24 protein-coding genes are annotated in these 20,455 nt (G+C 44.2%); 2 read left to right on the top strand and 22 right to left on the bottom strand.

The window, feature by feature from the left end; all coding sequences use genetic code 11:
* Positions 1-9 precede the first annotated feature (9 nt).
* From traF to CTN07_RS19935, 21 genes are all read right to left on the bottom strand, one after another.
* Positions 10-780, bottom strand: coding sequence for a type-F conjugative transfer system pilin assembly protein TraF (gene traF, locus CTN07_RS20030; RefSeq protein ID WP_005306785.1), 771 nt, complete (start codon positions 778-780; stop codon positions 10-12).
* Positions 781-782: 2 nt separating this feature from the next.
* Positions 783-2,600: a type-F conjugative transfer system mating-pair stabilization protein TraN gene (traN, locus tag CTN07_RS20025; protein WP_005306788.1), complete on the bottom strand. Its 1,818-nt coding sequence runs from the start codon at positions 2,598-2,600 to the stop codon at positions 783-785.
* Positions 2,597-3,247 (bottom strand): type-F conjugative transfer system pilin assembly protein TrbC, encoded by a 651-nt coding sequence (trbC, locus tag CTN07_RS20020; protein WP_005306791.1) that lies wholly within the window; start codon positions 3,245-3,247, stop codon positions 2,597-2,599. Before trbC ends, traN begins: the two co-directional genes overlap by 4 nt.
* A gap of 875 nt (positions 3,248-4,122) precedes the next feature.
* Complete coding sequence (gene traU, locus CTN07_RS20015; RefSeq protein WP_005306794.1) at positions 4,123-5,133, bottom strand: conjugal transfer pilus assembly protein TraU; 1,011 nt, start codon at positions 5,131-5,133, stop codon at positions 4,123-4,125.
* 79 nt (positions 5,134-5,212) lie between these two features.
* The gene (locus CTN07_RS20010) at positions 5,213-5,470 is read right to left on the bottom strand and encodes a hypothetical protein (protein WP_036766181.1); all 258 of its coding nucleotides are present in this window, start codon (positions 5,468-5,470) and stop codon (positions 5,213-5,215) included.
* Positions 5,471-5,581: 111 nt separating this feature from the next.
* The gene (locus CTN07_RS20005; protein WP_170107347.1) at positions 5,582-6,025 is read right to left on the bottom strand and encodes a thermonuclease family protein; all 444 of its coding nucleotides are present in this window, start codon (positions 6,023-6,025) and stop codon (positions 5,582-5,584) included.
* 365 nt (positions 6,026-6,390) lie between these two features.
* Positions 6,391-6,678, bottom strand: a complete 288-nt coding sequence (locus CTN07_RS20000) for a hypothetical protein (RefSeq protein WP_146752080.1) — start codon at positions 6,676-6,678, stop codon at positions 6,391-6,393.
* A gap of 126 nt (positions 6,679-6,804) precedes the next feature.
* The gene (locus CTN07_RS19995; RefSeq protein ID WP_080551791.1) at positions 6,805-7,509 is read right to left on the bottom strand and encodes a nuclease-related domain-containing protein; all 705 of its coding nucleotides are present in this window, start codon (positions 7,507-7,509) and stop codon (positions 6,805-6,807) included.
* A 74-nt stretch (positions 7,510-7,583) separates the two neighbouring features.
* The gene (locus CTN07_RS19990; protein ID WP_050787844.1) at positions 7,584-8,096 is read right to left on the bottom strand and encodes a DUF3465 domain-containing protein; all 513 of its coding nucleotides are present in this window, start codon (positions 8,094-8,096) and stop codon (positions 7,584-7,586) included.
* A 31-nt stretch (positions 8,097-8,127) separates the two neighbouring features.
* A complete protein-coding gene (traW, locus tag CTN07_RS19985) occupies positions 8,128-8,898 on the bottom strand; it encodes a type-F conjugative transfer system protein TraW (RefSeq protein ID WP_005306485.1) in 771 nt (256 codons plus the stop codon).
* Between the two features lie 2 nt (positions 8,899-8,900).
* Positions 8,901-9,203, bottom strand: coding sequence for a hypothetical protein (locus tag CTN07_RS19980; RefSeq protein WP_036766089.1), 303 nt, complete (start codon positions 9,201-9,203; stop codon positions 8,901-8,903).
* A complete protein-coding gene (locus CTN07_RS19975; protein WP_036766090.1) occupies positions 9,203-9,559 on the bottom strand; it encodes a TrbI F-type domain-containing protein in 357 nt (118 codons plus the stop codon). Before CTN07_RS19975 ends, CTN07_RS19980 begins: the two co-directional genes overlap by 1 nt.
* The gene (locus CTN07_RS23130; RefSeq protein WP_080551793.1) at positions 9,546-10,067 is read right to left on the bottom strand and encodes a TraG/VirB4 family ATPase; all 522 of its coding nucleotides are present in this window, start codon (positions 10,065-10,067) and stop codon (positions 9,546-9,548) included. The genes CTN07_RS19975 and CTN07_RS23130 overlap by 14 nt, the downstream gene beginning before the upstream one ends.
* A 12-nt stretch (positions 10,068-10,079) precedes the next feature.
* Positions 10,080-12,158: a type IV secretion system protein TraC gene (traC, locus tag CTN07_RS19970; protein WP_005306487.1), complete on the bottom strand. Its 2,079-nt coding sequence runs from the start codon at positions 12,156-12,158 to the stop codon at positions 10,080-10,082.
* A 42-nt stretch (positions 12,159-12,200) separates the two neighbouring features.
* Positions 12,201-12,617 carry a type IV conjugative transfer system lipoprotein TraV gene (traV, locus tag CTN07_RS19965; RefSeq protein WP_036766091.1) on the bottom strand — a complete coding sequence of 139 codons (417 nt, stop codon included), beginning with the start codon at positions 12,615-12,617 and terminating at the stop codon, positions 12,201-12,203.
* A 13-nt stretch (positions 12,618-12,630) separates the two neighbouring features.
* Positions 12,631-13,845 (bottom strand): TraB/TrbI/VirB10 family type IV secretion system protein, encoded by a 1,215-nt coding sequence (locus CTN07_RS19960; protein WP_005306490.1) that lies wholly within the window; start codon positions 13,843-13,845, stop codon positions 12,631-12,633.
* A 3-nt stretch (positions 13,846-13,848) separates the two neighbouring features.
* Positions 13,849-14,580, bottom strand: coding sequence for a type-F conjugative transfer system secretin TraK (traK, locus tag CTN07_RS19955; RefSeq protein ID WP_005306493.1), 732 nt, complete (start codon positions 14,578-14,580; stop codon positions 13,849-13,851).
* A gap of 35 nt (positions 14,581-14,615) precedes the next feature.
* Positions 14,616-15,104, bottom strand: coding sequence for a TraE/TraK family type IV conjugative transfer system protein (locus CTN07_RS19950; protein ID WP_036766092.1), 489 nt, complete (start codon positions 15,102-15,104; stop codon positions 14,616-14,618).
* A 9-nt stretch (positions 15,105-15,113) separates the two neighbouring features.
* Positions 15,114-15,419, bottom strand: a complete 306-nt coding sequence (gene traL / locus CTN07_RS19945; RefSeq protein WP_036766093.1) for a type IV conjugative transfer system protein TraL — start codon at positions 15,417-15,419, stop codon at positions 15,114-15,116.
* Positions 15,419-15,751, bottom strand: coding sequence for a hypothetical protein (locus CTN07_RS19940; protein WP_050787845.1), 333 nt, complete (start codon positions 15,749-15,751; stop codon positions 15,419-15,421). Before CTN07_RS19940 ends, traL begins: the two co-directional genes overlap by 1 nt.
* Positions 15,752-15,936: 185 nt before the next feature.
* A complete protein-coding gene (locus CTN07_RS19935; RefSeq protein ID WP_036766094.1) occupies positions 15,937-16,206 on the bottom strand; it encodes a hypothetical protein in 270 nt (89 codons plus the stop codon).
* Between the two features lie 1,551 nt (positions 16,207-17,757).
* Here CTN07_RS19935 and CTN07_RS19930 point away from each other — a divergent pair.
* A complete protein-coding gene (locus CTN07_RS19930) occupies positions 17,758-18,162 on the top strand; it encodes a hypothetical protein (RefSeq protein WP_036766095.1) in 405 nt (134 codons plus the stop codon).
* 214 nt (positions 18,163-18,376) lie between these two features.
* Positions 18,377-18,964: a hypothetical protein gene (locus CTN07_RS19925; RefSeq protein ID WP_232282482.1), complete on the top strand. Its 588-nt coding sequence runs from the start codon at positions 18,377-18,379 to the stop codon at positions 18,962-18,964.
* 940 nt (positions 18,965-19,904) lie between these two features.
* Here CTN07_RS19925 and CTN07_RS19920 read toward each other — a convergent pair.
* Positions 19,905-20,455, bottom strand: a 551-nt coding sequence (locus tag CTN07_RS19920; RefSeq protein WP_211315306.1) for an IS91 family transposase, incomplete at its 5' end; no start/stop codon positions are given.

Here is a 20,455-nt window from a genome sequence, read left to right as displayed (position 1 = left end):
CTATCCCTATTAAAAATCCGGTGCAAAGTTTGTCGCTGCATTTAAAAAGCGACCCAACAGCTCTTCTTGTGAAATAAAGCCATAAGCAAGCGGTTTAATGGTATTGGTATTTGGGTTCACCAACAGCAGAGCAGGCTCAGCCTCAACTTTGAGTTTTCCCTTGTTTAAGCGATTATGGCGAATACTGGGAAGTTTCTTTCCATCAAGGCTGACCCCAAGTAGTTCAATGCCGTATTCATCAGCAAAAGCCTGAATACTCGGTGCCAATTGCTTATTCAGTGGTTCATCACCTTTATAGACAAAAAAGAGACCATATCCATCATGAGCAAGCGTTCTCACCGCATTGGCTTTTATTGCGTTTACTTGAGCATTTTGAGTCTGACGAGCCAGTGATTCAGTCGGGTGCTTGAGTCGATAAGAAAGACTTGGATCAGTAACCAGGGCTTGCTTCCAGGTCATACCAAAATCGGTTGTCTTCCCATCTATGTAATGATTAAGCCTCATGATATCAAGAACATTAGCAAGACTTGGGTCTATCACTGCTTTGTTTTTGATTTCATTAAAGTAACCATGAAACCAATTCATTTGCTCAGTGGCCGACAGGGTTCTTGGTGGCGGTGTTGTCGTGACGGTCGCGGTGGGTCTCTTGGGTGTTATGGGTTTGGGTTTTATCACCGCAGGGCGGGGTTCGTTATACCAACGCCACCCTTGCGCTGTATTATCAGCATGAAGGTTTGTGCTGATAAGTAAAAGAGGAATAAGTAAAGTCGTTCTTATCATGACTATTTTTTCCCTAGGTCTTTGTATTTATCGGTAATCCGCTCTTGTATTGAGGCGGGGTTAGGGAGTTTCATGTTCTGCTCTAAGTCTTGATAAAACTCACTGAAATCTATCTGTGAAAAATCGATTTTCTGTAGTTGCTCAGGCGAAATTCCGCTGCAGTCTGGGTGCTTAGCGCTGCCAAAGTTAAGCCCTAAACGAGAGCGGCCTTGCTCTTGAACAATGCGCGCCATTTTAGAATCAAATTGGCAATAGCCTTTCTTCTTCCGAATACAGGCCCCAAGAACTTTCTCTGCGCAATACGTACCCAAATCAATTGTCAGTCCTTTCTCTTTTGCTTTGGCTAACCCCTTTTCTTCTTCTGAACACTTGGCAAGGCCAATGCCTTGTCCCCAGCCCTTATCTGCACAGCAGTCTGAAAAGCCAATCGGCTTTTTACTGCAAGATACCCCTTTACCGGTAAATATCTTCATACTGTCCACATTAAGGGCTTTACCCGCATCACCAATCGCTGCCAGTGCGGAAGCACTTTTTGAAAAGCCTTGATTCTGCTCCATCTTTTCATCATAACAATGACCATCTAAGCAAAAGAAGCGATCACCACAGGTCAGGTTTCTCTGCTTACAGGTACGTTTTGAGCAATCAAGGGCAATATCAAAAGCCATGCACTGACCAAGGAGTGATGATTTGCAGGTGCGTTTGGTTTCCTTACAGTCACCAAATGACGCCTTATCCTGATGGATAGGTCTACAGGTGTCTTCATACTGGCATTGATACGTTCTTTGTTTCTTCCAACAGGACATATGGACATCAATACCATTAATCTTTCGAGTGCCCGCCCCTTCCATGCAGGTCTCTTTTACCGCGCGACATTCGCGGGTAAAAGCTGGGCAGTTATCTCTCCATCCCATTTCTATTTTTTCCTTGTTGGTATGAACGACGATATTGCCGTGTCCTACCATGTTGAAATTATGCGCGCTGGAATAATCAATGAGAAGACTAGAGAGCTGGCGAGGCGGATTAAAAAGAATAGAAGTGGCAGGGGTTGCAAGACTTATCCTGCAGCCACCCCAGTAGCCTGATAAATCTAAAGAACCGCGGACAGACGAAACTTGCTGGCCGTTTATAAACACGGCGAGATCTCTTGGGCTCGTTGCTTCCTCGCAACCTATAGGCATCGTTTGAGGAACTTGTCGAAGCGCCGGTAAATCAATTTGAGAGACCATCATTGACTTTGGCAAAGAGAGGCGACCAAATTCGCCTCGAACAGGGATAAGGTGTTGGTCCTTAACTAAAGAGACGTTCTTGAGGTAAGCCTCACTATAGCAACTCGGTTGATTGCCGGTTGGGATTTGGCACTGTTTGGCAGACTGTTCGAATTTACATATGTTTCCGCCTTCACAATCGACATATTTATTGGAAATACCATGGCTGATTTCATAACTATGATCCATATAGTCCTTAGCGCTGGAAAAAGCGGGATCATTCGGGTTAACCTTGTATTTTGCATTAGGGCGCGAGTCCATAGAGCCCGCGATATTAGCGGCATAAGGGTCGTTAGCAAGACGTTGCTTTGCATTAGACTCTAGCTCTGTCTCATGACCAAAATATTGACCTTGAGTCGGATTGTGCATCTGTTGGCGACAGCTTTCATCCTTGCAGTAATCATCCCCTGTAAAGCCTCGTAAAGAAGGAGAGGCGAGCTTGTTATTGAGCATCGTCTTAGCATTACCTACCTCATTATAATAATTTTGACCAATAGCATTGGCATACACCCAAGAGCTACACGTTAACAGAGTAAAAATAAATAGGTTTTTCATTGAGCTATCACCCTATTGGCAATGTCAGCATATTGCCCCCTCTGACCTAGAGTAGTGAGCGCATCAAACACGGACACGTTGCCATACACCACGTCATAGTTATCGGGGTCACAGGGCGGCTTGCCCTGGCAAGCGCCTTCTTTCATCACCACAAATGCCGAAACCTGCTTAATATTAAATTGTTTAAACCAAATAGGATTGATGGACACACCGCCTAGTGGTTTCTTTGCATGATTTGGCGCGACAAGGCCTTGAACCATATTCACTGTTTGGGTAAATCCCCCAGGCAGTACGCCTCGGATGACCACAGGCAAGCGATACTGGTTTGCTTGATATAGCAGTTGCTTGAGAGAAGCACTCGGCATGTTAAGGGAGGCAAAAATAAGAACAGAAGGGGGCGCGGCATTAGGGTTTTGGGTTGAGATAATGCGATTGTTGGCCTCGTCATTAAGTGCTTGGGCCATTTTCTTGTATTGCTTGGCTTTTAATAGGCTCTCAATATTGAGCGTGTTGGTATCTGGTGTAAAAAAAGAAGCGGCTTGCGCTTCTTTCTGTCGTTGGAGCTCGTGGGTCTCTTGCTCTGTCCAGGCTTGGACGGGCAGGCCAACACTACACAGCAGGATTAGGGCTAATTTTGCGGGCTTCATATTCAATATATTCCTCGTAGGTGAGTCCAAGCGCTCGAAGTTCTTGCAGAAATTCTAAATGACGGCGGTTTTGTACCAGGCGTGGATAATCTGCTTTGTTGTACTTTTGGGTTGGGTATCGACTCTGAATATCGTCGAGTTCGACCTCTGGTGAGACGTTATTTGAATCCAGCATAAGAGACCTTAAAAATAAAATGGATAAATATGTTGTTAGGGTATGTATTTTTACTCGAAATGGGTGTTAAATGAACGCGTGTTTGTCACACAATTATTACTAGCTACCTCACGAGTAATAATGAATGTTTGGCTTTAGCCACATGATTTACTTTATTTTCTTTGTTTAAGCCTCGACCGCCAGATTCCCTCTTGGCGGTCTTTTTTTTTGCTTGTAGTGTATTAAAATTGGATAAATTATGTTTGCAGCGTATGAAATTCCTGCTATAAAGCGGTTATCCACCTTGTCCGTCATATGGATGTGACGCTATATCCCTTTTTTGACCTGTGGCAAGGTGGATACTCACACTGAAATAATAACGAGTTTTATTTATTACTCTTATGACCATCTTTTTTGTTAACCTGAAAGATGGTTTTTTTTGCGCCTTATTTACGGTATTGGAATAAATAATAGGCAGATGGTATCGTTTATGGTAAAAGTGAGTGGTGTCTTCCGACACACCCTGTTGAATATGGTCAATAGAGGCTATTGACCAATGGTTTTCATTATTAGATTAACTGTTACACATTTGACCGCCATTATTGGCGGTCTTTTTTTATTCTCTCTTTTCTCAATGAGTTGCTTTGCCGTTGAGTCTTGCCGCCTCATATCGTGCGATGAACTGCGCTAATGCGATTATCTCCTGGGTTGCTCTCTGCCTTTATAAGAAAACGCAGTTGCGTTTTCGCCATTGAACAAAGCCAAAGTTATCACCCGTGACAGGGTTATCATGACCTGATTCCCAAATAGCGGTTGTTGTTCCATAGGGATAGCAGTTAAAAGGGTCAGGGATAACATTGGAGAGTTGATAGCGATAACGTGATTTAGGCAAAATTGGCATTGGGTGCTGAACACAAACAGCGCCATCCACCCCTAAACTCTCCCAAACAATCCCTTGTCGGTGTAACTTATAGTTTAATCGCTCAGCCATCAGTACCGCCGATTGCATCGGTGTATCTCGATAATCGGTTGTACCCGTTAAAGGGTAGGCTGAGCCTTGAGAGCCGAGGCACCAAAATAGCGCGTCAATGGGTAAAAAGAAACTGGTTGAAGTTTTAACTGCCTCTGCCACACAAGCCAGTTGTGCAATAGGGTTGCCAAATAAAATCGCTTCGGGATTTAAGATAAAAGAGAGTTCGTCATCATCCCAAAACGGGTCAATTTCAGTAAGATAGGAGACATCAAAGTTATCCGTCGCCATACATGCTGCTGATTGGAGGAGTTGCAACCAGTATATAAGCGGGTATTTATACCAATGAGCATGATAAAACCCACCGTTACTGCCTTTTCCTTGTCCCTTATTGGTGCTTTGCCCCCCAATTAACGCGGATGTTGCGCCGCCGGTAGATATTCCCATGTTGACCATGCAAAAGGGAACGCGGGTTACGTCCGTTATAGCATAAGGCTCCCAGTACCCAATATTCAGCCCAATTTGCATAAAAAGAGGGGGCGGTTTGGGACAAAATGAGATAGGAAGCGATGGGTTATGTGTGTCAGGGTGTCTAGATGGAACGAGTGGTACGCTGCCAAGAGTGATAGGGAAAAGACACTCCCAACAAACATCGGTAATGGGATTCATAAAACGGCCCCGACAGGCGGGGCCAGTAGCACTTGCGTAAAAGGACTGGGTTAATAGGCTCAGGCCAATTAACCAGGGGATTTTGTATTTCATTAACGCCTCAACATTGTAGATAGTTCGATATTCCAAGTAAGTGCGAACAACAAAACGTGTTACGGATGGTTTCTTGCAGCTATTTTGGCGAAATGCTTAGGTATTGAGTAAATGAGACAGCTGAGCCGTCTTTTTGTGTGAGTGTGTACGTTTGTTTATTTTTATCGAGCATTCCAGTGAACGAGCATCCACCTTGATGTTCACAAGGCAATACAACGGTGGCTTGATAAGCTGATGTTATTGCTGGTGTTTCGTCATCAATAAATAATCCAATAATACATGCTGCCATTATTATTCCCGCTATATAAGGGTAATATTCTGATTCTAACCAATTCATAAATCATTCCTAAATTAATGGTAAAACAGTAAGTTACATTCAAGCTTGGTTACTTCTGAATATGGCAGAGGGGATGCAAACATTGCCACAACGCCATTATCGTTATCTCCATTACTTCGCATGACACCAAGAGTTACGCCGCCCCCCTTCATAGGGACGAGCAAGCCCTGCTGATAGCATTTTGTTTGCATAAGAAATATTGCCATTGAGTGTAACCGTAGCAAGTAGGCGTCCGTATCGGTCACGACCTAACTGACTGAGCGTAATAGAACGAGAGCCAGTAAGAAGTTCCATCCCATATCCCCTTGCTTTTGCAGCAAGGTCTTTTTCATAGACGCATTGGCCTTTAATCTCTGGCGTATCTATGTGACGAATGCGAATACGGGTTGATTGCTTATCTTGAGGGGTAATGCCTGGTAAGTAAGCCCTGAACGTATCGCCATCATAAACGGATGTAATTTGCCTTGGAGATATCGTTATTAGGTTGGGTTGCGCAAAAGCACTAGAGACAAAAAACGTGCTAATAAGCACGTAAAGTAGAGTTCGAATTTTCATCATTGACCTTAATAGAATAAGAGCAGCCGGCTCATTTTTTTAAATCAGAACATTCGCATAGGCTCACTAACCTAATTTAAAAAAATCGAGCTCAGGAGAAGGTAAATAGTGAGCCAGTTAGTGTTTCTCAGTAGGACATCACTTTGCCTTTTCTAAGCAACCCCCATGCTCTTGGTTACAAGGATTGTTGCGAGTATTTTAAACGTTTTCATAAAATATCCTTATGATACAAAAAGAAACCGCCTTAACAGGTAAGGCGACATGGTAAGAGTAAGGTTAACGAGCGAGCGAGTGTTCTTGCTCTTGACAGGTTGCCTGACAAGCGCAGCGCGTCAGCATGACTTAGAAGTGACAGATAAAGTGGGTTACTTAATTGAAATGCTCGGGATAGCATCAGAGAGCTCGTCCCAAAATGATTTCACCCTCTCTAGGGTGTTTTGGTAAGCTGAGCAGCCAATATTCTTTTTTATCTTATCAAGCGCGGCATCATAAGCGCCCATATCGGTATTTCTAAGAAGTAAAAGGGTTGGGAAAAACCGTGGGCTCTGTACGATGTCCATTACACCATTAGGAAACTGAGTGGCAGGGCAAGTGATAGCCTGGAGTGATTCAACCTCTTTTGCCACTTCACCACAGTTGGGACAGGTTTTCATTAAAGCATCGTCAGCCTCATGGCTAAACGGCCATATATTCGCGCTTGATGTGAGCGAAAAAAGTACACAGACCATGAAAATAAACGTTCGAATGAGCATAATGTTAATATCCTTATTCGCTGATAACTAATGAGTCAGAGACTGAATGTGTCGCGCTTGAGCTTGGCTCCCCGCTTGCTTGGCAAATGCTATTTTGCCGCAGAGAAATTCAATTTGCTCTTCGGTAAATAAAGTAGGACTTGGCAAGAGTTGTTGTACATAGAGGCCAAATGACTCTTTATCCTTAAAAACAAGCTGAGGCATTTTTTCTCCTAACGTGCAGCGTCCCCCAAATACAACGGCGGAGCCCATCGTATCAATAGGAACACCGGTTAAAGACTCAAGGGCTTTCATGTGGCGGTAGTTCTGCCTAAACGGGTTTTGGAAAAAGAAGCGACTTCTTCCCCCTGCAAGAAACTGCATCCAGCGCTTATTATATTGACCACCGACGATAAGCCCCGACATTTGTTTGGCCTCAACCACGATAAAGGCCGAAGGTAGAATCAAAATTAAATCAATTTGGGTGGTTCCTCGCTCATCTTCGATGATAAGAGAATCAAACACCGCCCCCGATGAAGGTAAGATATTAGCCACAAAGTCATGCAGCTCTTGCTCAAATTCAGCGCCTGACTGATTGGAAGGGCTCTTTTTTTGAGAAGGCGGGGCGTTTGTTATCTCGCCTTGCTCATTTTCCTGAGATTTCCAAAAAACAATGAATACGGTAGTGAAAACAGCGCAAGCAATAACAATTATTAGCCCCACGACAAGCTCTCCGAAAAAAGAAGATGGCAATCATGCCATCTTAAGTCAATGTCTTTACTGCTCAGATAAAGCAGTGTCACCAAATCTAGATTGAGTGCAGGCTGTTAGCCGGCTTGCACTTTGACACCATTAATTTTCAGCCATCCATCAGGATGTTTCTTGCTTGGGTCTTTATACGTCCAATAAATCGTACCGCCATCATGATCCCACACAAATTCACCATAGAACTGAATGCTATCTCCTGGGATTAATTCAGGAAGGCGCGGTGTGATATCAAGATTTCGGGAAATCTGAATGTTATGACCACTAGGTAGCGTCACCCCGATACGCTGATAGGTTACACCGTCAATGGTTTCATCAGGAACATTGTACTGAAAAATTCCGCTACTCTGTACTTGATACCCACTTTTACGGGTAAATTTGGAATCAAGAATTTGCATTTCACCTTGATGGTCTAGCGTTTCATCCGGAATTTTCACAACAGAGGGGATAACATTATGAGGCGGTTTTGATCCTGGTTTAGGTTGACTGTCACCACCGCCACCTCCGCCGCCACAACCAATGAGGATGGCACTGGATAAGGCAAGAAGGGCGATAGTTGGGTAACGTTTGTTCATAAAAAACTCCTTTTTCTGGGTTGGATTAAATTTAATGACGCTCTATCTCTTCAATGGGTTTGTTGTTAATAAACTGCAGAGAGGGGGCATTGACCATGGCGTCAATTGGGGTGTCGTCTTCCTGGCTGACATCAAACTCCTTCACTTCCCAACGAGTGCCCGCTTGTTTTGCTGTGGTGGATATGTGTTTGATATCAAAGCGTTTGGTAATGTTACCGAGTTGGTCAAAATAGACTTTCTCTTTGAGAAAGTGTTGAACCTTTGCCGGCTCTCCCTTAACTAATATCCACTTAAATTTTAACGGATGTGCTTTAGCTTGCTCTTGTTGCTGCAGGGCTTTAGCAAAGCGAAGCTGGCGCATATCATCACCATCGAGAAACACTAATATCTTAGAGAGATATAAAGGCGGTAAGCCTTTTGCGTTGGGCCAGGTACTTGAATCAAACGGATTGATTTTAAGGCCCTTGTGAAAGAGCACTTTGCCATTGGCATCTTTGATGTCTTCTGCAAGAGTGAGTGTTGGGTCGATAGAGTACGTTGTCGGGGTGCTTGTTGTGGTAAGTCCCTCAACAGGGGTTGGCCGTATCGCCGATTGTTTGACTCTCTCAGTAAATTCATCCTGCATTTTTTCAAGCTCGCCCGTTGCTTCAAAATGGCGCAGGCGCGCCATTATCCAATCGAGCATGTCAATTTCTGCAATGGGGAACGTCTGGGCAATGGTCCCAAGATTTTTAGCATAGGCAGGAGAGAACGTAAGAGAGCAAAGCAGAAGTAGGGATAGCGGCCGTAGGCCATATCTCATATTCACTCCCTAATGGGTTTTTGCAGGTGTCTTTTTAGCTCTTGTACATCTTGATTGAGTATACGGCTTGAGCTGATGGCGTAGCTGACCTCATTGTATCGGTGCTCTTTGGGAATAGCATTAATCACTTCAGGGCAGACAAGGGTCAATAACAGCTCACCAAGCGCGAAGTAGATGTCATCAAAACGGTCATTCAACTCGATATAGACCAAACTGACATTAAACGCTTTTGAGAGTTTGGCAAGGTCAATAACGCTCTCTACTTTGTAGCGGTGAGTGTTGTAGTGGTTAGCTAGAACGGTCATTAAAAGGATCCTTTGTTTTGTTCGTCAAGTTGCTGTTTAACAGCTCGCTTGATTGCGTTGTCTATATTCATGGCGCCAGAAATTACCGCCCCTTGGGTGAATATCACCGCATTGTTCTCTCGGCTGTATCGAGCCAGAGTCCTATCTACCGCCTGGGTAAACGCGGTGATTTTTGAAGTCACTTCAGCCTCAGAAAGCGATTGGCTCGCAAGATGTTTAGAGTAATCTTGCACCATCTTTTTAAGGTCTAAACTCAGCATAAGGGGCGGCGGTGAGACAAGACGATGAATGATAAGTGTGGTTGGAACGCTGATAAATACAGCCAGTAGAACTGGGACGACATTACGAAGAAACATGCTTGTTTTTCTCCTTTTCATAGTGAGATTTGATCGCTTTAAATTGGGTCATTTCTTCAGGGGAAAAGTGCCAGGCTGTTTTATCAATGGCTTCAAGCAGGGGCATCCCTGTCAGAGTTAATTGCTCACAATACTCATAGTGTTGAGGATCCGTTGAGTAAAGGGCAACAGACCAAGGGTCAACAAAAAGCCGATGAAAGGTAATGGTAGAGCCGGCCTGTATCATGGCACAACTGAATCCGGCTCGTTTTGCTTCTGGAAACTTCTTGATAAGCTGAACATGAGCGGCATCAAAGGCCGTCGGGTTTTCTTTGATGTACTTATCAAAATCGGTACTCTGGCGCAGAATGATTTTGATGTCTGAGTTGTTGTAGGCGGCTTGAGATTCATCCGATTTGAAGAAATCGGTGATCCCCTGGGTCACGGTGGCAAAACTTCCACCAAATTTTCGGGCAGTACGGTAGCCTTGGTCGATAAACTCCCTAGATTGACGGTTACTGCCGGACATTAACTTCCAGGCCTATTCAATAATGCAGACTTTAGGGATACGCCGCTCGCCGGCAAGATACATCGCTTGGTTAATGGAAACCATGAGAGCGAAGATAACCGGACGAAGTACGTTATCAGTAAATCCTTCTAACTCAATGGTGGTAAGGTGTACATCAGGGTCAAGTTGAGAGGGCTTGTTAAAGATATCGCCATAAATTCCATCCGTGCAATACTTGTTTAACTGATGGCCCAAATCACTGATACGGCGATCATCATCACGCTCTTTGGCTAACTCAAACAGTGCCTCTTGCACATGATCGATTAAGGTATTTTGTTTGTGCCTGTCCCAAGCTCTTAAAATAGCGTCACTGAGCGCACTATCTAGGGTATCGTTTAGGTCAGTGTTAGGCGCGGCCATCGACGCGATAAGTCCAGTGATGTCACCCAATATGGAGGCTAACGGGTGAACATCATCATCGTCATGGCCTTCACTGGGTTTGAGATTGCTTGCTTCACTAAAAGAGATGCCCGCTTTCTGCTCTACCGTCGCAATATGAGTAAACGGGTTTAAGAAGACGCTACCGGCGGTCATGTAAACCCCGCTCATGGTTTGAGTAAATTTCTTATATGAGTCCCCTTTATCCAAAATCCACACTTTCCCCCCACGCTCAAAGACCGAGCGGGCGATATTTTGAGTAATAAACGATTTTCCAGAGCCCGATACCCCAGTTATCGCCATATTGTAGTTATCGGTACTCATATTAAAGGGGTCAAAGTAGCTGATTTGGTGGCGCATAGTCGGAAGTAACATGCCTCCCATGATGCGTTTATATTCAGCGACAATCGGGAAGAAGTTAACCAGATTGGAGGTTTTGATTTGACGAACACGGCCGGCTTTTCGACAATCATCGTAAAAGTCAATCATGTTAAAGGGCAAGGACGCCAGCAGCGTTTGCCCCTGTATCATATCGGCTTCAACGATAGGCAGCCCAGCTTCGGAAAAGACGCCTCGGGCAGAGGCCATATCTGCTTTCATGTTCTCTTTATTACTAAAGAGCGTAATAGTAAAGACCATCGAGGCAATCTTGCACTCTTCACGTAAGAACGCATCTTGTAACTCTTCTCGCTCCTGCAGCTCTTTTTTGGCCGTTGGAATGAAAATAGCCATCGGCGAGTGAGCCCACTTACTTAAATTTCGAATTTTTCCCTCATTTTTCACCTTCTCCTTGCCGGTTGGCTCTATCTGAAAGTTACAACTTATTCGAAATGGGCAGCGAAGGGCGTTGGCCGCATTTCTCAGTGAGGCCAGGCAGTTTGAGAAAGAGTAAAGACGAAACTCACTAGGAAGGCGGCGCAGAGTAAAGTTGATGACTCGGGTGTGGGCCACCTCGTCTTGGTGAGCAAAGCTGCAGCGACTTTCAATGTACTTTTTATGGATAAGAAACTCACTATCAAGCTCAAGCATTTGAGAATGAAGTAACTCATCTTCATTATAATGGGGTCTCTTGGGGGTATTTCGAGCGCTATTGAAGTTGAGCGCTTGGCTGACATTATCAATCAAATCATGAGGTTCAATCGGTTGATGGTCAATGCCCGTTTGTACGAAGGCATAATCGAGCGTTGTCTTTAAATCGCTTACCGTTTCTCTATCGGCTTTTGAGGTGCAGAAAAAAGAGGCGTTATAGTTCTTTAAGTCAAAGCGATATGAGGGACCAAGCTTGGTGTTATATCCATTACGGGCCGCATAGTGGGCATAAATGGCTTGGTTTTGAGCGATTTTTTCAACAATCCCCCCTCGAACGGAGGCTTGTTCATAGTTTGAATCAATGATGTGGCCAACTTGATTATCGCCCGTTAACACAAACTGAAAATCCCAGTTTTTCCCTTCAGGAAGTCGCATGACAAGCTCGTTCAGAGCGGCGACCAGTTCATCATTCGCCCCCCCAAGGACGTTGAGCTTCTTACCAAACCCCAAGGTGGACTGATTTTCAAATAACCCGGATTCATCATCATAGTATCGGTACGGTAATTCTTGATGCATATGAGAGGCAACAGGGTGAGCTCGTTTATAGAGGGTGTTAAGCCCCCCGCGAGCAATAACAGAAGACATAGTGAAACTCCAAAAGAAAACCCACACTAGGGTGGGTTAATTTTATGGGTGAGTGGGCAGACTTGGTGGCATGATTGGTCGAGTACGCCATGAGGTCGGGCTGACAATGGTGTAGATAACGGCGGTGTCGTGATAATTTCCCATTTCATCAATAAAAGGGAATATCGTTATTTGTCTGACATCTTCTTGGGCACGAAAAGGTTGCCCTGACATCGGCGGTGGATTGATGGCCGTAATGGACTGTGCGTTTGCCACCGCCGTTGTTGGCGCGGTCTTGTTGGCGATAAGATTGCCTTGGCTGTCGGTGTTAAATTGCCCATCATCAACCATGGAATTTAAGTCCGTCATGCTGACACAACCGGATATACCGTCAATGCCGCTGCATGAGAAATCTTCGTTCATCCCTGCAGCACAACCTGAGAGGAGAAGAACGGTAGCAATAGGAAGGAGAATTTTCATGGTTCACTCCATATTAGTAAGGTGATTGCTGGATTTGGTTGTAGTCTACGGCTTTTTGCTGCAAATCTGCGGGCAGTTGCTGCATAAGCGGATTATTCACCTGCGGCTTTGGGGCGCTGATAGGTAAGGGCATCGTACCCATTGGGTTGATGTAGTTACTCATCAGTTGGCCGGCCATTTGCATGATTTTGCCGTTACGCATCACAGGGGTTCCGCGCATTCCGTTGCGACCAAAGTTAAAGGCGGTGCCTTGCACTGGAATGTCTATGATTTCCTCCTTGCCTTTTTGTTTTTCAAAAATGCAGCTCATATTTTGTAGCCTTGCGATACCGCGATTGGAGGAGATTTCCCCGTAAACCGACGCGGTAAAGAAGCAGCCTTTTAAGTGCGAGCGCTTACCGTTGGGTAAAATCCCATTGTGGATAGCCCGAAACAAAATAGGAGCCGTATCTCCTTGGGCGTTAACGCCAGCATTGGCATCTGCCGCGCCAATAAGAACCGCGGTCACAAAACTCCCTGTTGGAACATAGTTCTCACTGCTTCGGCGATAGACCGTTTGGCTCCCCGCTCTCGGCCAGGAATAAGAGAACGTCTGAATGCCTTGTCTTTTGGAGACGGGGATATCTTTAAGGTCTGGTTTATCGTACTCACGAGGGTACGGTTTGGGGTAATACGGCTCTTGATCTGATAGCGTGCCGAAAGGGTCGGGATTGACTCGACCGTTAGGGTTATCCGAATGACCACTTGGGAACTCATTCATATCAGGAACAATCGGGGGCGGTTGATTGTTCATCCTCTCTTGCAGCGCATCCATATCATTGAGCCAATTACGCTGAGCTTCCTCAAAGGCTTTAGTAAAGCGAGTATCAAGCTGCTCCATTCCCGATTTAATTTGTTCTGAAAGGGAGTCGCGTTGGCGAACTAAGCCATTGATGGTGGTTTGCATTTTCTCAATGGTCTGTTGTTGTGCTTGCAGAGCCGAGAGCGAGTCTTTTTGGGTAAAATCAGAGGTAATGACTGGCTCATAATCCGGCTCTGGCTCAATCTCAACTTGAGGGGGGGCGGTGATCAATTTAAAGGCTAAGTAGCAGATGGCAAACATAGCAGAGACGGTGGCGGCAACGACCAGATTCTTTTTGTAGTTGGATGTGTTATCTCCTTCAAGAGCGGTGGGCTGTTCATCTAAGCTGTCACTCTCTTTGCGAGAAAATAGGGCTTTAATATCCACACATTATCTCCCTTGTATTTGATACATATAAATACTCCCATGAGGGGGAATGGACATTGAGGAGAAGGAAACCGCTTTGACGCCTGCCTTGTAAAACGACGTGGGCTCAACTTGGATATACTGCGCCGTTTTATTACTGATTTTGACGCTAATACCGGTTAAGTGCTCTCCCTGGTAAGACGCGATAGGCGTAAGGAGAAGCTTGGCTTGCTCAATGGGTTTTTTGACCGTAAGTCGTTGAAAAGCAAATCCCTCTGGGATGGTTTCTTTTATCATGTGCGAGATAAGGGCGGCGAGAGTTTGGGTATAAGGGCTCTGCTTTTCAAACTCTTGGGCTTTTTGAGTATCTCGCTCGGTAGATAAAAACACGGTGGTAATGGCCGGTACAGCAAGGGGGCGGACAAACACCCCAAAACTTCGGCCCTTCTCTGTGGTGATGTAGAGTGTAAAGGGCTCAAGGACATTCAATGAGATAAGACCCGCTCCTTGGGGATCAACGGGGGCTCCCGTGCCTGACTCGTCAACAGGATTGGCGGGCATAGTACAAAAGCCGGTTGGACACGTAACACTGGTGATTTTGTCATCTTTCACCACCAGGCGGTTAATATCGAGGCTAGATAAGTTCACTGAGACGGTTTCGTTATCAGAAAAAAGAACCGTGTTTGGGGCGGTGGCAAGGACTGTTGGCGCAAAGATAAGCGCACAGAGCCCAAGTACAGCAGGGTACTTTGACATAATCTCATTCCTTTTGGGTAAACAGAAGTGTGGTGTTACTTTTTGTTGCTCACACGAGAGAGGGCATCGAGTTCGATAATGCCGGATGGATAAGAGAATTTAACCAGATAGGTCACCTCTTCGGGATCAAGGGGTCTGGCTCCCACATACTTTTTGAGTAACCCACTGACTCTTACCGAGTAGTCAGTGGTGGACACTTCAATGCTATAAACAAAAAACACTGATGATATTTTTTGCTCCTTGATCTCGTTTGCTTCTACCAAGAGCTTAGGCTGCATAATGTGGTAGTTGGCACTACTGACATAATTGAGTAATTGTTGGTAATTACGGCCTACGTTCTCAGGCGTTACGGCTTCTTGAACAATGGTGGGCGGAACTAAAGTACGGGGCTGATTAAGAGCCATGTAAGTCATGCCCGCACTGATTAAGACGGTTGAAACGAGGAGCACAAAAAAACCAACTAAGAGTAGTTGGTTTAAAGATTGGGCCAGTTGCAAGGCGTCTTTTCGGTTATTGGCGCGCATTGCTATCTCCTAGTTGAGCCAATAGCGTTTATCCGATGACGGGGTGCGTTTAAATACACCGTATTTATTTGCCGTCGGTGGGGAGTACCAGTACACCATAAGGGGGATAAAGTTATCCCCTTTACCTTGTCTTAGGGTGCGCAAGATAAAAAAGATGACAGAGCCTATTACCAGGCCTGTCATCATATATCGCGCCAGCATGAATATGCCAAAGACAGTTATTGCTGGTAAAACCTCACTTAACGGCATCCCCATAAACAATCGACCTTGGTCGAGGTAATGTGGGATTTTGTAAAAAGTTCGGTTTTCATTCATTAACTTAGTCCAATAACACCGGCGGCCACGTTTAAGAAAATCATACCGGCAAAGAAACCACCGATAGCCGCGAACCAGTTTTTAGTAATAAAGCCGGTCACTGCAGAAACAGCAAGACCCGTTACAGTCATAGCAAACCAGAGGGTAGAGCTCGTGCCTGCTGATGATTTGATTTGTTCTTTTCCTGTTTTAAATAGGTCTTCTCCTGCTGCCCATGCTGAATCCGGCATGAAGAAAAGAGCGGCGGCAAAAAGAACAAAGAGGGCCATAATGCCCCATTTTTTTTGAGTCGGGGTCAGGGAAAATGAAGGCGCTAGCGCTAATGTTGACATGGATATATCCTTTTCATATTTCAAATGCGTGTTACAACGTAACGGTTATAATTGTCATAGTTATTTGTACGCTCTCTGGGTCAAAGAGTTTTAAGTGTAAACTTTGTTTTAGGGCGACTATGACAATGAGCAGAATGCTCACAGTTGGTTTTTCTTAAAAAAACAGGTGTGAACACTCTGGGTTGTTAACGCTTCATAAAATGAGCGATAACGTTTGCGTTTTGAGGTAAAAACGAGGTTTTCCTCTGGTATTCATATCGCCATGGGACGGCTTCTGCCGGCTCGCTTTTCACTTCCCCGTTTTCACTGAAATATCGAGTGTTGGGGGTCAGTCGTGTTGGTGGTGATATCAGGTGGAGCAGGAACCGTTCAAGCCGGGCTTGATGGGCGGCTTGAGGGTATTGAGATAAAGCGATGGCTTTATCGACCTTTTTAAAACAGGCGCGATTTATCATAGGGTGTCTCCTTCTTAACAAAACAAGCGTGATTGATTTGTGTTCATTCCTTGAAAAATAGCCGTTCACATACGTTGAACCCTCACGGCCAAAATAAAGGGGTTCGCCAGCCAAGCATTTAGCCCCAGGCGTACTGGTTCATTCCCACTCATAATAGAAACGCACCTAATAAAGCGTTTATGCCAAAGCAATAGTCCTTTATCGTCGATCTCCTCTGGCATGACCCAGAGCCCTCCTTCTATATGTCCATCACGGATGTATAGAACACGGCAAGATAACTGCAGTGAGGTCGATGTGTGAAAAAAGTGCCTCACTGAAATGGCTCAAGTTGTTAAAGAACGGGATTTTCTGATTGAAAAACGATGAAATATTAGAAAATAATCCCAGCGTTCAATCGGGAAAATCGATAGAGAGAAGCGTTAGCGACAAACCAAAAGTTGATATGCATCACAAAAAATGAAATTCAGTAAAAAAACTTTCAGCTCATTTATTGTGAATAATTCACTAAAACCACCTCTGATTAATCGAGGAAATCGATTAAAAATGAACCAAGCTGTCCTATAGAGCGTGATGTGGCTCACAAATGGAAATATGGCTAAAAATATTTTCAAGCCGGTGTTTCTACTTTTTTAGATAACTCAGAATGTTTTCCATCGGTTATTTCGATTACTCGATTCAGGTATGCGCAAAGTCGTTCTATCCCTATCATGGGAGAAGATATCGAGAGTGAAACAGAATAATTACCCAAAAAATTCGCTATTTAACATAAGAAACATAAAGCGATCTACCTTTAAAATGAATTAAAAACAAAGCATTAAAATCAACTTGTCTGAAAATGGTCGTAATGAGTATTTTATAATATTCTGTTTTGGGTGATCTTTATTGAAATGGATCTCATAGTTTTTGATCGGAAAATGGAATGACAATCATTTAGACGTTGGGTTAAAATAGACACAAATAGATTCAGTTTTGCGCTTTAAGAGAGAAAGTAAGCCATTGTTTTCTAAAGCAGAGGATGGTGGGATTTTTATTAATAGCAGGATAAAATACTGCAAAATAGCTGTATGTTCGCATAATGTTTCTTATGTTAAAGGAAGCCCAGATATAGGCCTTTTTTACCCCTCCCCTCTTGTATTGAAGAGGTGATCATCTATAATAAAAGGCAGGTAAAGAGTTACTAGAAAGTGCTCTACATGAGCCAGCTACATAAGGATTATGTAGTGTATTTTTAAGTAAATCTTATACTTACAAATGGTGTTGGACTACCAATCCGACTATATAGCCTTTGCGAAACAAGCCACCTCCTCAATCGGGTGGCTTTTTTTGTGCCTGAAATAACCCAAAATTATTAGGGGTCTTGATCCTTTTGAGATCCTAATATAGAGTGAGTCCATTAAATCGTTTGGCGTGGTAACCAAACGACCCCATAGATTGAGAATCAAAACATGACGTATTTACTCTATTGCCCTTGTTGGGCGCAAAGACAATCTGACCATCCAATCAACCCACCACAAAAGGATTGTGGGGATTTGGGATGCGAGGGATTGTCCAATGTCTGCTTATAACTTATATCCGGATGAACTGCGTTTTACGCCAGTTCGCGTTGTTCGTTGCCGTGTTGCCCATGCTCCTTCACTGAAAGTAGAAGTGCAACGATTGGTTACTGAGCCTGCTCGTTTTCCCAATCTCGCTTATGCTAATGCGTCAGCAATGTATCAACAGCGTGTGCGTCAGGTTATGGCGAACATTTTGAAAGTGCTGCTGGACGGCTTTGAGGGGCACGATTTTGAAGATATTTATCGTGAGCTTTGTCAGCGTTACGGTTGCCGAGCGCAGAGAGCCGCAGTAAAAGAGCATATTCATCGTATTCAGACTAAAGGCTATTTGACGCCAGATTTTTATCTGACTCGCCGCTTTGATGAAGATTTTAAAGTGGAGGCATACTATGTCCACTAAGACGGTCTCCATTGAGCAAAAAGCGATAGCACAGCGTATCAATGAATTAGGCAGCAGCAAGAACGAGCTGCGCAAGGCGCAGTTCCCGTACTGCACTCGACGTACGCTGTTGGCGTTTGCGAAATTCATCGACAACCCCCATGCGTATGAGAATCAGCTTCATGACCTACTTCATTGCCAAACCCGCGTCGGTGGTTTGCAAAAGCGTCAGCGCATGAATTGCGTAAAGGTAATGACCGTCTTAATGTCGAAGATGGACGTTGAGAACTATCAGATAGGCTTTGCGAAAAGTGAAGAGATGGAAACCATTACTCATGCCTGGTTTATGGCGCGTTATGAGCAGTATTGGGGTGAGAGCATCAGTCTAAAACGTTATTACCACACTATTCACTTATTGAAGATGGCTGACTATTTGATGGTCGATGCGGTTTTTGTCTATGACGAAGAAGTACCACCTGCGCTTGATGATAACGGCCAGATCAAAGAAGAGGACGCGCCACGTATTTATTCTAAGGCCGCGTATAAAACCATCACAGCTAAGTTCATGGGGATCTTTGGGTTAGAACACGACGAAGGTGTGGTGAAATCTAAACTGCAGGCGGTAAAAAACCGTGTAGCGAAGAGATTGTCTAACATCTGGTGGGTCTATGCACCATACAGTTATTCGTACACATGGACGAAGCGTCAACTCGCCAAAGTGACCAAACGTGACCGCGTAACGGGTAAAGAACGAGATCGTTATCCTCAAGGCAAGGTGATTGAACCTGATATCTTGGGTGGGAACTACCTGACCGAGCATTAACCCTCTGAAAAATGAGATTGGCCGCTTAACTGCGGCTTTTGTCGTACCTAAAGAAAAGTAAGGGTTAAATAATGAGCAAACTAAGCAATACAAAGTGTCGAGAAGAGATGGTTGTCTTCATTGGAGACCCTTTTTTAAGGGTAAACGGTGCAGGTTGTGGATAACTGTGTTGGTATAATAAAGAAACGATAGTCTGAAGTGAGGATCAGCAGTGACTATTAGAAGTGCCAGCGGTTTTATGTCTTTATTTATAAAGATAGGTGGGTATTAATACTTAATATTATTAAGAAAGAGTTCAAATGAACTCTTATTGGTAAGAAAAAGGGCTGCGCCCAAGAAGTACCTCCCATTGGATTTCAATCAGCATCCTACAACCGATAAGACCTTCCCCAACGATACTCTATTGCATTCTATAAGCATCTTTGAAATCCAACGGGCCCAAACTCTTTTACGCTTATTGTTCAACGAACAATACTACCCTTGTAAACGCTTTACTCTTGAGTCCTTCTGATTCCTTCCTTTTGTCATACGACAATGACCCTATTTACTTATATCAACCACAACAAAAAGAGCGCTTAGCAGGACGAAGGAAAAGAGTATGGGGTAAATATAGTGAAATAAGAGGCTATATCACGCGTTGGAAGGGTTGGTGATGATATCGCTACGCGAAAGCTTGGTATTCCTCGCACAGCTCGTCATGAGGCTATACAGGAATAAAGATTGATTTTGATTGTCTAAAATAAGATTGAATATACTCAAACCCACATCATAATTTTCTCTATATTTATGGTTAGGAATTTCAATTTCTAACCACTCTGACAATAACACTTAAAAATCAATCAATAGTCACCATTCTATGACTTAGCCGACTAAAACAGGTTACTTTTGAGTGTTTTCTATACTGTTTTTTGCGTTTTGCCATATTTCAGGCAGATCATCCCTAAAGACCGTAACGAAGTCGTCGTTTTTCTCGTATCGTTGCTTTTCTCAAAGCAACTAACTCATGCCCTTTCAGCCCTATTTCCATCTTCACAAAACACATGCGACCACCACATAGAATACATTTGTACGGATCTATGCGTACCAAGTGATGCATCATTTGCGCGTAATTCAATGGTTTTGGCTCTACCGGCTCTTCCTGATCCAGTAGATCATAAACTAACGGTAAGGCTTCTCCCCGTTTTCTGTTTGACAGAAAACCGTAATACCTAATTGCTCTAAAATTCTTTTCTGCAGGGATATGTGAGACTAACCGATCGATCATCTCTATCTGACTAAGAACCAATGTCTTATAGCAATTATCTCTATGATCTTTATAGACAAAGTGAACATCACCACCCTGGTAATGACGTAGGCGAGAAGCTGCTATTGGCGGCCGCTTAAAATAGCGGCCTAGGTATCTAACGGTTGGACCGACATCTTCTGTCTTTTTGGCCAAGTGAATACGCCACTTTCGACTGTATTGACTAGAGAGAAACTGACTCCATCCAC

Source organism: Photobacterium damselae (assembly GCF_003026815.1).
Lineage (GTDB): Bacteria > Pseudomonadota > Gammaproteobacteria > Enterobacterales > Vibrionaceae > Photobacterium > Photobacterium damselae.
The sequence above is the reverse complement of the archived record's forward strand: the minus strand, read 5'-3'. Positions and strand labels throughout refer to the sequence as shown.